Below are 12,109 nucleotides of genomic sequence, written 5' to 3'. Positions count from 1 at the left end.
CCTTTGAAGCTTTAGGCCTTGGCCTTCGTTTTATCTTCTATCGTGACAGGGAGCTCCGCTTGTTTAACCAGCCCATCTACTTCTCTACGAAGACCGAACCAGTTTTTATTCGTGTGAGCTGCTACCAAGATATTTCCCTCTTGCGTCTGTACCCAAACCCGACGATGTTGCCAGAACATACCGATCACAACGCCCGCAAGGAAAATGAATGAACCTAAATAAATCAGTGGCAATGCTTTGTCCACCCGTACATTCAGCCCTGCAATATCGATTAAATCAGGCATTTTGATCTCGAGTCCGTAACGCGGATCATTTTTCTGTGTAAGAATGGTTCCTTCTAGATAAACCAGTTTTTCGTTATAATTGCCATTCTCTCCAATGAGTTCCAATGCCACCATCGGATTTTTAGGCAAATTGGTTTTCGTCGCCGGCTTCCCGTCTTTTCCCATTATAAAATCGGGGAAGTAATCCAAAATCCGTACCGTGAACCCATCCGCAATGGTTTGCTCTGGCTGTGGATTGTACAGATCAATTTTGATAAGACCGATCTCTTTTTTATTGTTTTTCAAATCGACCACTGTAAAATTAAGCGCTCCAAGCTGCATCTCTTGCACGCCACTCTGATAAATGTAGAGGCTATCCTGCTGCATCGGATGATTCACGACGATCGGACCCTTCTGTACTTCTACCAAATCCGGCTTTTTCCCTGGAACGTCAGCGCTTTTATTTTCATACAAAATGGCCTCTGTCTGGTAGCTCTTCACAATGGCTCCGCCCTTAAGCTCCAGTTGCTCCGGCATTTCTTCTTCTAACCAATACTCTGTCGTGTAGTTCTCGTTTTTTATGTAGTAAGGGGTATTCGGAATCGCCATTGTTTGTCCCTCACGCACCCAGACGTACTCGTCCAAGTAAAAGCCAGGCAGGCTTCGCATCAGGGTACCGACCAAAAACAAGATCAGTCCAATGTGATTAATGTAAGGACCCCAACGGCTAAAACGGCCTTTTTCAGCCATAATCGCTCGTTCCGTGCGGAAAATGCGGTATCCTTTTTCTTTCAATGCCACAGCGGAGGCGTCCAGTATCGCTTCCTGATTGGCTTCTGGAGCAAGCTCACCCTCTGCAAACAGCTTTTGCCCTTTCAAAAAGGACTTGTGCTGGTTCAATCTTGGCTTTTTTAACGCTTTATACAGCGGTACTACGCGGTCCAGACTACAGATAACCAAAGACGTACCGAGCATAACCAGAAGCGTCACAAACCACCAGGACGAGTACATATTGTGAAATCCAAGGCCGTAGAAAATCGTTCCCGGCGTTCCATATGTTTCCGTATAAAAACGGGCAACATCTGCTTCAGTAGGTACGGGAACCGGTATGTACATTTGTTGCGGAAAGATGGTTCCGACTGCGGACGCCACCAAAATGACAATAATGATACCGATTGCAATTTTGACCGAAGAAAAAAAGTTCCAGACTCGATCGATTACCTTCGTCTTATTCGTTTGAGAACGTCTTGCCATTCCTTCATAACGCATGTCAGGAAACGATGTCTGCTCGTGGACTTCCACATTCAAAGGCTTCCCGCAAGACTCACAGAGCAGCGTCCCAACCGGGTTGGTATGACCGCATTCGCATTTTCTCTGATCCATCATTGCTCCTCACTTACGGCAAGATTTTTGTTATTTTCGACTCAATCATCGCTTCATCTAACTGCCCGATGAAAATTTCTTGCACTTCTCCATCTGGGTCGATGAAAAAGGTCGTCGGAATCGGACCGATTCGATACAGCTTGGTAATTTGCGATTGGCGATCGAGCAAAATAGGGAAGTCAATCCCGAACTGCTTCACGAATGGTTCTACGGCAACTGGCGATTCTCCGATATTGACGCCGACTACAACCAATCCCTTGTCTTTAAACTTCGTGTATTGCTGTTGCAATGCCGGCATTTCTTCTTTACAGGGTTCACACCACGTGCCCCAGAAATTGAGGATAACGCCCTTTCCTTTCAAACTTTCCAGAGTCAGCTCTGGTCCATTCAGTTGCTCCAAGCTAAAATTCGGAGCATCGCTTCCTACTTTCACAGCACCGGGGTCCTTCACAAAGCTGGAATAGAGTGCAAAGACCAGCGCTACAAGCAAAACACCCAATACCGCGATCCTGACATATGTACGATTGCTTTTGTTCATGACGCCATACTCCCATCTACTGCTAATAAATTGCATCCTTTTCCCATTCTATTATAGCGTTCCTAGTTTTTCCGACAGCGCACAACTTATGAACAGATTTTGAACGAATCAATGTTTTGACCGCGGGCTGCGTTTCTTTTGAACCAATCCCCGCTTCAAGCTCTCCACTTCCTCTTGCGTGAGCTTGCGAAATTCGCCTGGCTTTAACCCATCTAATGTGAGAAACCCTAAACGGATTCGCTCCAATGTCAACACCGGATGACCGATCGCCTCACACATTCTGCGCACTTGGCGGTTTCGTCCTTCATGTATGGTCAGTTCTACCAATGCCTTTTGGCTGCTAGACTCTGTCTTCAACAATTTGGACTGACCGGGAGAAGTCATGCCGTCTTCCAAACGAATGCCAGTTGCTAGCTTGCGCACTTTGTCCTGACTAGGGATTCCCTTTACCCATGCCCGATACACTTTATCAATTTCATAGCTTGGATGTGCCAGTCTGTTTGCGAGCTCCCCGTCGTTCGTCAAGAGCAGCAAGCCGGAAGTATCGTAATCCAAGCGACCTACTGGATAAACCCGTTCTTTAATTCCTTTCAACAGATCGATCACTACCCGTCTGCCGCGCGGGTCTGTGACGCTCGTAATGACACCAGTAGGCTTGTACAGCAAGAGATAGACATGTTGCTCGAGCTTAACCTGCTGTCCATTCACCACAATTTTATCTTTGAGCGGATCGACTTTTATTCCCTGCTCTCGTACGACTTGGCCATTTACCTGCACCTTGCCTTGCGCAATCAATTCTTCACAATGGCGACGAGAGGCGACTCCAGCATGCGCCAATACTTTCTGTAAACGTTCCATCGTTGGTTCACCTCTACAACATCATACCCATTCTTACTAGTGTGGACAAGAAAAAGGGAAAAACTTCCCCACATCCATGAGGAAGTTTTCACTGTCTACCCTATTTGAACTCTTTTAAGCGAAAATGTAGGAGACAATGAGCAGCGAGAATATGACCCCAGCCAGGTCCGACCACAAGCCTACCTTTAGAGCATAAGCAGAATTGCGAATGCCAACTGCGCCAAAATAAACGGTTAGGACATACAGTGTCGTATCTGTGCTCCCTTGCATGGTAGCTGCCAGTCTGCCTAAAAAAGAATCGGGACCGTACTGCGCGATCAGATCTGTTGCAATCGCAAGTGAGCCTGTTCCCGTCAACGGACGAAGCAACGCTAACGGGACCAGTTCTTCTGGAAAATGCAACAGGTCAAGAAGTGGTTTGAGCGCGCGAAGTAGTAGATCCAATGCTCCTGACTCCCGGAACATACTTACCGCGACCATCATGGCAATCAGGTGTGGGAGTATACGAATCGTAGTGGTTAAACCGCCTTTTGCTCCATCTACAAACGTCTCGTAGACGGGGACTTGTTTCCGCCACCCATACAACAAGACAAAGGCAATCGTAACGGGAATGGCCCAAAGAGAGAGCAGGGATACCCATTGGTACATAAGGACTCCCCCTATCTGTGTCTTCGTATATGCCGATAACGATACATCCGATCAATCAACAGGGCGACAATGGTGGCAGCAAACGAAGATAACAGCGTAGTACCTACGATTTCTACGGGATTCACGGAGCCATACTGCATGCGGATCGCGATCATCGTCGTAGGAATAATCGTAATGCTTGCCGTATTGATCGCCAGCAGCGTACACATGGCAGGCGAAGCGTTTTGCTTGTCTGGATTTAGCTTTTGGAGCTCTTCCATGGCTTTCAGCCCCATTGGAGTTGCTGCATTACCAAGCCCGAGCAGGTTTGCGCTCATATTTGAAAGGATGTATCCCATAGCAGGGTGCCCTTTTGGTACATCAGGAAAAAGGACTTGAATGATCGGTGACAATACCCGCGCCAATAGCTCAAGGAGTCCTGACTTTTCTGCAATCTGCATCATTCCCATCCAAAAGGCGAGAACACTGAGAAGTCCGAGACTAACCGTTACTCCTGTCTTGGCTCCCTCAAACGCTGCTGCGTTGATCGCTTCCATCCGCCCCGTCATGGCGGCGACGACAATGCTAATGACAATGAGCCCGAGCCAAATGACATTAAGCACTCCACAGCCCCCCTGACACTATGTCCCAAAATGGCTGCCACATTGAGCGTGAAGCCTGCGGAGCTACTGAAGTCGGCGCATCCACACTAACTAGCAAAGGAACCTGCCCAATCATCTTTTCTTTTAAATAGAGTTGAAGAAACCCCGCCAGTTGACCATTCATTTTCGAAGTAACCGATGATTCTCCCATAACAACACGCTTTTGAATCGCCTCTGCCTCTGCCGTTTGCAGCGGATATTGAAATGCGTTTGTTGTGACAAGATGAGTTCCTGCTTCAAGTGAGACTGGGGTGTCAGGCTTTACCTCCTGCCCTTTTTTGACCAGCTCTAGTAGCGGATAATTCGCAAAGCCCCAATCCATCAGCTTGGCGGAGTCGTTCCAATCATCAGAAGCATTCAGAGTAATCGTAGCCAGCTGTCTTCCATCCCTTGTGGCGGAGGAAGCCAGGCAGCGCTTCGCGAGTTTTGTGTATCCCGTTTTCACACCATCAGCACCGTTGTAAAGGTGAAGCATCTTGTTTTTGTTGAGTAGACGCCGGTCCCACTGTTCGCCTTCCCATGAAATATCCTTAACTTTCGTTGAGACGATTTGACGAAATACGGGATTATGTAAGGCGTAGGCGGACAGCTTTGCCATATCTTCCGCGGTGGAGTAATGCTGGTTACTGTCATCTAAACCATGCGGATTGGTGAAACTCGTATGCTCCATTCCAATCATCGCAGCTTTTTCATTCATCAAGTAAGTGAATCCAGGCACTGACCCTCCGATGTGTGTTGCGATGGTGACGGCTGCGTCATTGCCAGATCGCAGCATCAAACCGTACAGCAGTTCTTCAAGCGTGAGCTTCTCCCCATTTTTTAAGTAGATCGACGAACCTTCAACCCCTACCGCTTGTGGGGGTACTGTTACCTGTGCATCCAGTTTGCCCATTTCAATCGCTACGATTGCTGTCATTGTTTTGGTCAGACTCGCAATTCTCATTTTTTTCGTACCGTTTTTGGAATAAAGAATCCGCCCACTCTCTACATCGATTAGCGCTGCACCTTCAGCTGACAAGCTAGGTGGGGCTGCAGCAGCCTTTACCATCGCTGCCGGCGTAAGAGTCATCTGTATAAAAAGAAAAACGACGAGTACGCCGGACAGATATTTTCGTATGTTCATAAACGTCCTCCCCATTTGAAAACTTGGGCTCACTCATGCCTATTAGACAAGAGAAAAGCCGTCGTTATACCACGATACACAGGTTTGTACCATAGTATATGGGGACGAGTCGTATGATAGTACGAAAAACTGTCCGGGCTGTAACTAGTCGTTTGTCGGTTCTTCTGCTTTTCCGAATAGCGCTGATGCTTCCAGTCGCGCTTCTTCGATATCAAGATTGACAGGCGGTTCTGGCAAATCCCCCAGTTCCCGTAAACCAAAATGCTCCAAAAATTCTTTGGTGGTCGCGTACAAAATGGGGCGTCCGATCCCCTCTGCTCTCCCCGCTTCGCGAATGAGATGTTTGGATAAAAGGGTGTTCAGTGCTTTTTCGCATTTAACGCCACGGATTTCTTCAATCTCCGAACGGGTCAGGGGCTGCTTGTACGCAACAATGGCGAGAGTCTCCAATGCTGCTTGGGATAGCGTTGACTGACCTGGCGATGTTGCTAGCCGTTCAAAATAGGGCACATGCTCGGGCAGAGTGGTCAACTGATACGCTTTTGCCACTTCCACGATTTGAACACCGCGTCCTGCCCGGCGGAAGTCAGCTTTCATGTCTTCGATCAAGTCGATGACCTCTTCTTCCGACACCTCAGTGATTTCACTGATTTCTTTGGCATCGATTCCTTCATCACCCGAGATGAACAGCAAGCCCTCGATTACGCCTTTCAGCTTGTCATAGTCCATCGGTATGGGCTCCTTCCGTTCCGTTTTCACATATGATGATGTCTTGAAACAATTGATTTTGTACACACGTAATGTGCTTCGCCTTCATGAGCTCAAGCAAGGCGAGAAAGGTCGTTACAATCTCTGTACGCGTCGCACCTTGGGAAAACAACTCAGAAAAGCGAACCATCCCACCGCTGCGTACCGCTTGGCGTATCTCCGTCATCCGATCCTTGATGGAGATTTCGTCGCGCGACACCTTGGTCATTGGTTCTTTTTCTTTCGTTTTCTTCACCAGCTTTTCCAGCGCGTTGATCAAATCGTAGAGGGTCACATTCGTTACGGTATGATCCTCTTCACGCGCATAAGGAGACAAATTTTCTGCAGGACGCGTAAAAACTTGATTACGACCGATCTCCATTTCTCGCAAGTTCTCGGCAAGCATTTTATAGCGCTTGTACTCCAACAGACGCGCTACCAGCTCTTCACGCGGGTCTATCTCGTCTACATCCATATCGAGGAACTGCTGAAAGACATGCTCCTCCTTTTTGGGTAACAGCATCTTGCTTTTAATAGAGAGGAGCGTAGCCGCCATGACTACGAACTCACTGGCCACATCCAGTTGGAGCTCTTGCATCTTGTCAATCGTCGCGAGGTATTGCTCCGTAATTTCCGCTATCGGTATGTCGTAGATGTCCACCTCTGCCTTGTCGATCAGATGGAGCAACAGATCGAGTGGTCCCTCAAAAGAATCAAGTTTGATGCTGTAAGCCAAAAGACGTCCCTCGTTTCCGTTAGATGAACACGCTTAAGATACTACTTCCAATTCGTTGAACCAATTCTAGAGCAATTCCATGGGGAATACCAAATACAATTGTGCTGACCCCCGGGATAAAGATTAATAATAGGAGAATCCACGGCCCGTAGACTTCATAATTGTAAAACTTTCCATCCCAACTCCGCGGAGACAAAAATCGCAGTATTTTGTAACCGTCCAACGGAGGAATCGGCAACAGGTTGAAAATGAATAGAGCTGTATTGATCAAAACAGAAAATCGCAGTGTCATATCAATTGCGTAAGCCACTTTTTCATGCATTCCTACTAGTACTCCGGAATTAATTACTACGAAATACACCATGTAAAACAATACCGCGAGTATCAGGTTAATTAATGGACCTGCAAATGAAACGTAAACAATCCCTAATCGTTTGTTCCCACGAAAATGCAGAGGGTTGATCGGTACCGGTCTCGCCCAACCAAATGGACCAAACAGAATGAGAATCAAACCAAACGGATCAATATGCGGGATTGGATTTAATGTTAAGCGGCCCTCCGATTTCGCCGTATTGTCACCCAGCTTCCAGGCGACAAAGGCATGTGCCCATTCATGCAAAGTGAAAGCGATAACGAACGCAATCAAGCGAAACGGTACCGTTTTCCAATCAAAATGAAAAAGATCCATTGCTTCCTCCAATCATGCGAGTTCAAAAAGTCATCTTTTTGAACAACCCCAGATAAAAATCGTCTATCTTCTAGCATACCAGCAGATAGATAGGCTTACAACCCCATTCCAGCTTGATCCAGCATGCATCCTGACGAAAAAACACCGACAAGGATTCCCTCATCGGTGTTCATAAACTTCTATTATCCTACGTTTACTGTACCCATTTTATCGCCTTGTTTGATTGCATCAACGTGTTCCATACCGGAAGTGACGCGACCAAATACTGTATGTACGCCATCGAGGTGAGGGAAAGCATCATACAAGATGAAGAATTGGCTTCCGCCTGTGTCTTTTCCTGCGTGCGCCATGGACAGGTAACCGCGCAGATGCTTGTGTGGGTTTCCTTTTGTTTCACATTTGATTGTGTAACCAGGACCGCCTGTACCTGTTCCGTAAGGGCAACCGCCTTGTGCTACGAAGCCAGGGATAACACGGTGGAAGGACAGACCGTTGTAGAAGCCTTCGCTAGCCAATTTCTCAAAGTTTGCTACTGTGCCCGGAGCTTCTTGATCGAACAGCTCCAGCTCGATTTGGTTACCATTTTCCATGGTGATGAGCGCTTTTTTCATATGTTGAGCCTCCATACCTTGTAAAGTTAACGTACCCATTCTACCATGGAGAACGATTGACGTCCAATTTATCCCTCGATGCGGATCTGCTCTTCGCCAGGCAACTCACAGTCGGTAATAAAAACAGTTCCCGCCTTCGCCTTTGCCACCATTTTCACGTATGCTGCCTTCTCTGCAACTTGTTCCGCACTGCTGTACTTCCCAGCATATAAGACGACACCTGCCATCGACATCGAGAGCTCCTGACCGTCCCCCATTCTGCGCTTTTCATAAATGTCCGAAAAGTACGGCGTAAAAGCATCCATGATAAACAAGACTACATCATTCGCACATTGTGCTGTCGTAATCAGGATAAAATCATCTCCGCCAATATGCCCAATGAAGTCAGATCCGCTTCCGTACCATTTCGAGGCTTCCCGCAACAAGTTCGCGGTTCGAACGATAATCTGGTCCCCCACTTCAAACCCGTAGCGGTCGTTAAACCATTTGAAACGGTCGAGATCACAGTAGATGACCACCTGATGATCATTCCGTTTCAGCCGTTGATTCAATTCCCTTTCAATCTGCACATTCCCCGGCAATCCTGTCAGAGGATTGGCAGAGCTCGCCATCTCTAGTTTGATGGAAGCCATTTTGTCCAACAGCTTCTGCACGGTAACGATACCGATGTACTCGCCATTCTCATCAATAATAATGACCACATCATACAAATGATAAGCATCTCTGGCCATCGCCCGCTTGGCTACCTCATCCAACTTGTCGTCTTTGGTAGCTTTGAGCGGGTTGGTATTCATGATTTGAGAAACGGGCCTTTCATAATACAGCGCGATTCCGTATTGACCACCGAGAATTTGATACAGGGAAAACCGCATGACAAGTCCAACCGGTATGCCGTTCTCCAGCACAACTACGCTTTCAATCCGCTGATTTTGTTCGAAAATCTCATGGATGCGTCTTACTTTCACGTGCTTTTCAACGCTAATTGTCTTCGCCAAGATTTCCGTCATAGCTGGAGTGGGCAGCATTGGTTCTGCTTCTTGCTCAATCCGCTTTTCCATCGTAAACCGCAGAAAGTTCATAGCCGTTCCACATAGCTGCGCCATCCCTTTGTCCGGCTTGCCTAAATAGTAACCCTGTCCATAGATAACACCGACGTCCATAAGCGTTTCCAGCTCACGCTCCGTCTCGATCCCTTCTGCTATGATTTTGCAGTTCACCTTGTCAGCAAAGGATACAAACGTCTCCAACAACGCCTGCTTAATCGGATCGACATCGATATTGCGGATCAATGACATATCGAGCTTAATAAAGTCTGGGTAGATTTCTGTAATCGATTCCAAGCTGGAATACCCTGCACCCGCATCATCTACGGCAATCATATAGCCCTGCTTGCGGTACTCCTCGATGATTTTTCGAAAGGCAGCATAATTCGTAATCGCGTGGCGCTCTGTAATTTCAAAGACAATGTTTTGTGGCGTCAGCTCATACTCTGCCAAAAGCATCTGCACTTTTCCACGCAATAGAAACGGATCGTCAATCGCCCGTGGGTCCAAATTGATGAATAGTTTTTCATGCGGTTTCAGGTAGCGTATATGCTCCAATGCCCGCTTGCGACATATATGCTCCAAACGAAACACGGTATCCGTCTCTTGCGCATAATTGAACAAGGCAGCGGGAGTTGCAAAGAGGCTGTTCACCGGCCCTCGCGCCAGTGCCTCCCAGCCCAAAGCTTCGCCATTTGGCAAATGAATGATCGGCATGAAATGCATCTGAACGTTTTCTTCTGCAAGCAGCTTGTGAAATTGTCTGATGTGCGTATATTTTTCGGAGGTAATCCCATACTTGGCCATATGTACAGCATGTTTGACAGAGGTATACATCTCTTTCACGATATCTTCTCCGATGATTTCCGCATAGCCGATATGGACACGAAGCTCCTCACGATTGACGAAGCTCACTTGTCGATTTAACTGTCGTTCAGCCAACTCCAGAAAATGAATCGAGAGCATTTGACAGTCTTCCTCACTCATCATTTTCGAAAAGGAAGTGTAGATCGCAAAATCATCGCCCCACAGCTTTTGAATCGCGATGATTCTCCCTTTGATTTCAAATGCTTGACGAGCTACAGCTGGCAAAATGCTTTCAAATATATGAAGAACTCTCTTGGCACTCGTATCGCCATAGCGATGCTCTACCTCTGTCAGCTTGACGATATCTATATAAAACATGACGACTTTCTTCTCTCTCTCCACCTCTTGCCGAATCATCGCCTTCATCCATTGGCGTTTATCCAATGAAATATAGGGTATTCGTCGAAACCGCTTCATAAGAGTCGACAACATGATGAATCGCTCCCCCTCACCCTTTCATTATGCCGAGTAAACATTAAGCAATCATGAATGGGAGATGAAGGAAATAAAAAACCTTCCCAAACGATCGGGAAGGTTTGTGCATTTTTTATGAAGTTTAGCGCATAAGCTGGGCGCGTTTTGGCAAAACATCGTGACCGACTACTTCTGCGTACGTTTCGCGTCGTACAACCACTTCTGCTTCCCCGTCCTTGACAAAGACAACAGCAGGACGAGCGATCCGGTTGTAGTTGTTCGCCATCGAATAACCATATGCACCTGTGCTAGGGACTGCGAGAATATCGCCCGCCTGTGCTTCTGGCAGCTTTACATCCCAGATGAGCATATCACCTGACTCACAGCACTTCCCTGCAATGGATACCACCTCTGTGGCAGGTGCATTCATTTTGTTCGCAATCGATGCTTCATATTCTGCATCGTACAAAGCTGGGCGCAGATTGTCTGTCATGCCTCCATCGACCGCAATATACTTCCGGACATTTGGAATGTTCTTTTGCGATCCAATACGGTACAAAGTTGTCCCTGCATCCCCTACAATACTCCGACCTGGCTCAATCCAAATCTCAGGTAGAGGAATCTCCAGCGCTGTGAGCTCTTGGCGAACAATATCTGTAATGGCTTTGATATACGTGTCCGCTGGCTGTGGTGTATCGCCTTCCACATACCGAATACCGAAGCCGCCTCCTACATTCAATACTTCCGGCAGGAATCCAAGCTTTCCTTTTGCTTCGCCCAATAGTTCTGTCAATCGTTTGACTGCGACGAGGAAGCCTTCTGTTTCAAATATTTGTGAACCAATATGGCTATGAACTCCTAATAAATGGAGATGATTGCTTTCGTGAGAGAATTGAATCGCCTCAAGAGCCTGGCCGTTTTGCACGTCAAAGCCAAACTTGGAGTCGATCTGCCCTGTAGAAATGTATTCATGCGTATGAGCTTCTACACCCGGTGTGACACGCAAGAGAACGGAGACTTTTTCGTTCCGCTCTTCGGCCAATTGCGCCAAGATGTGCAACTCATAAAAGTTGTCCACTACGAAACAGCCAATTTTGGCGTCTAGCGCCATGATTAACTCATCATGAGATTTGTTGTTGCCATGAAAATGGATGCGTTCTACGGGGAACTCAGCTTGCAGAGCCGTATACAATTCACCGCCAGATACTACATCGAGTGACAAGCCTTCCTCTTCAATCAACTTGCACATCGCCATCGTGCAAAAAGCTTTGCTCGCGTAAGCAACCTGGAAGGAAAAACCCGTATTGTGAAACGCATTGACAAATTCCCGGCATTTGGTGCGAATTTGTTGTTCGTCATACACATATAAAGGTGTTCCGTAAGTAGTAGCTAGCTGTGTCGTATCACAGCCTCCGATTTCCAAGTTTCCTTGTTCATTCACTCGACTTGTCCCGTGTAAGTACATGTTTCGTTTCCTCCCCAATTGATTCGCACCGATGATGTATATAGTCAACCTTTTATAGAGAAAGGCAACCGACCAGGTGTGTCA

General features: G+C 47.1%; 12 protein-coding genes. All 12 read right to left on the bottom strand.

The window, feature by feature from the left end; translation table 11 throughout:
• Window positions 1-11 precede the first annotated feature (11 nt).
• The 12 genes from ACKKE8_RS13575 to lysA all read right to left on the bottom strand — a co-directional run bounded on the left by ACKKE8_RS13575 (window position 12) and on the right by lysA (window position 12,025).
• A complete protein-coding gene (locus tag ACKKE8_RS13575) occupies window positions 12-1,646 on the bottom strand; it encodes a cytochrome c biogenesis protein ResB (RefSeq protein WP_409178596.1) in 1,635 nt (544 codons plus the stop codon).
• A 13-nt stretch (window positions 1,647-1,659) separates the two neighbouring features.
• On the bottom strand, window positions 1,660-2,184 hold the full coding sequence (gene resA, locus ACKKE8_RS13570; protein ID WP_376898559.1) for a thiol-disulfide oxidoreductase ResA: 525 nt from the start codon (window positions 2,182-2,184) through the stop codon (window positions 1,660-1,662).
• Between the two features lie 108 nt (window positions 2,185-2,292).
• The gene (locus ACKKE8_RS13565; protein WP_409178595.1) at window positions 2,293-3,042 is read right to left on the bottom strand and encodes a pseudouridine synthase; all 750 of its coding nucleotides are present in this window, start codon (window positions 3,040-3,042) and stop codon (window positions 2,293-2,295) included.
• 114 nt (window positions 3,043-3,156) lie between these two features.
• A complete protein-coding gene (locus tag ACKKE8_RS13560; RefSeq protein WP_007724050.1) occupies window positions 3,157-3,690 on the bottom strand; it encodes a spore maturation protein in 534 nt (177 codons plus the stop codon).
• Window positions 3,691-3,701: 11 nt separating this feature from the next.
• A complete protein-coding gene (locus ACKKE8_RS13555) occupies window positions 3,702-4,292 on the bottom strand; it encodes a nucleoside recognition domain-containing protein (protein ID WP_409178594.1) in 591 nt (196 codons plus the stop codon).
• Window positions 4,285-5,454, bottom strand: a complete 1,170-nt coding sequence (locus tag ACKKE8_RS13550; protein ID WP_409178593.1) for a D-alanyl-D-alanine carboxypeptidase family protein — start codon at window positions 5,452-5,454, stop codon at window positions 4,285-4,287. Before ACKKE8_RS13550 ends, ACKKE8_RS13555 begins: the two co-directional genes overlap by 8 nt.
• 144 nt (window positions 5,455-5,598) lie before the next feature.
• The gene (gene scpB / locus ACKKE8_RS13545; RefSeq protein WP_409178592.1) at window positions 5,599-6,183 is read right to left on the bottom strand and encodes an SMC-Scp complex subunit ScpB; all 585 of its coding nucleotides are present in this window, start codon (window positions 6,181-6,183) and stop codon (window positions 5,599-5,601) included.
• The gene (locus ACKKE8_RS13540) at window positions 6,173-6,937 is read right to left on the bottom strand and encodes a segregation/condensation protein A (protein WP_409178591.1); all 765 of its coding nucleotides are present in this window, start codon (window positions 6,935-6,937) and stop codon (window positions 6,173-6,175) included. The genes scpB and ACKKE8_RS13540 overlap by 11 nt, the downstream gene beginning before the upstream one ends.
• Before the next feature lie 19 nt (window positions 6,938-6,956).
• On the bottom strand, window positions 6,957-7,625 hold the full coding sequence (locus tag ACKKE8_RS13535) for a site-2 protease family protein (RefSeq protein ID WP_409178590.1): 669 nt from the start codon (window positions 7,623-7,625) through the stop codon (window positions 6,957-6,959).
• A 182-nt stretch (window positions 7,626-7,807) separates the two neighbouring features.
• Window positions 7,808-8,236 carry a peptidylprolyl isomerase gene (locus ACKKE8_RS13530; protein WP_048032590.1) on the bottom strand — a complete coding sequence of 143 codons (429 nt, stop codon included), beginning with the start codon at window positions 8,234-8,236 and terminating at the stop codon, window positions 7,808-7,810.
• A gap of 68 nt (window positions 8,237-8,304) precedes the next feature.
• A complete protein-coding gene (locus tag ACKKE8_RS13525) occupies window positions 8,305-10,578 on the bottom strand; it encodes a GGDEF domain-containing protein (RefSeq protein WP_409178589.1) in 2,274 nt (757 codons plus the stop codon).
• A 124-nt stretch (window positions 10,579-10,702) separates the two neighbouring features.
• Window positions 10,703-12,025 carry a diaminopimelate decarboxylase gene (gene lysA, locus ACKKE8_RS13520; RefSeq protein WP_409178588.1) on the bottom strand — a complete coding sequence of 441 codons (1,323 nt, stop codon included), beginning with the start codon at window positions 12,023-12,025 and terminating at the stop codon, window positions 10,703-10,705.
• Between the last annotated feature and the right edge of the window lie 84 nt (window positions 12,026-12,109).

Source organism: Brevibacillus fortis (assembly GCF_046196545.1).
Taxonomy (GTDB): domain Bacteria; phylum Bacillota; class Bacilli; order Brevibacillales; family Brevibacillaceae; genus Brevibacillus; species Brevibacillus fortis_A.
Note: the sequence above shows the minus strand (reverse complement) of the source record. Positions and strands in the feature narration are given on the sequence as shown.

Coding starts and splice junctions, on each gene's coding strand:
- ACKKE8_RS13575 (WP_409178596.1), bottom strand. CDS start 1,646: ATGGATCAGAGAAAATGCGAATGCGGTCATACCAACCCGGTTGGGACG.
- resA (WP_376898559.1), bottom strand. CDS start 2,184: ATGAACAAAAGCAATCGTACATATGTCAGGATCGCGGTATTGGGTGTT.
- ACKKE8_RS13565 (WP_409178595.1), bottom strand. CDS start 3,042: ATGGAACGTTTACAGAAAGTATTGGCGCATGCTGGAGTCGCCTCTCGT.
- ACKKE8_RS13560 (WP_007724050.1), bottom strand. CDS start 3,690: ATGTACCAATGGGTATCCCTGCTCTCTCTTTGGGCCATTCCCGTTACG.
- ACKKE8_RS13550 (WP_409178593.1), bottom strand. CDS start 5,454: ATGAACATACGAAAATATCTGTCCGGCGTACTCGTCGTTTTTCTTTTT.
- scpB (WP_409178592.1), bottom strand. CDS start 6,183: ATGGACTATGACAAGCTGAAAGGCGTAATCGAGGGCTTGCTGTTCATC.
- ACKKE8_RS13535 (WP_409178590.1), bottom strand. CDS start 7,625: ATGGATCTTTTTCATTTTGATTGGAAAACGGTACCGTTTCGCTTGATT.
- ACKKE8_RS13530 (WP_048032590.1), bottom strand. CDS start 8,236: ATGAAAAAAGCGCTCATCACCATGGAAAATGGTAACCAAATCGAGCTG.
- ACKKE8_RS13525 (WP_409178589.1), bottom strand. CDS start 10,578: ATGTTGTCGACTCTTATGAAGCGGTTTCGACGAATACCCTATATTTCA.
- lysA (WP_409178588.1), bottom strand. CDS start 12,025: ATGTACTTACACGGGACAAGTCGAGTGAATGAACAAGGAAACTTGGAA.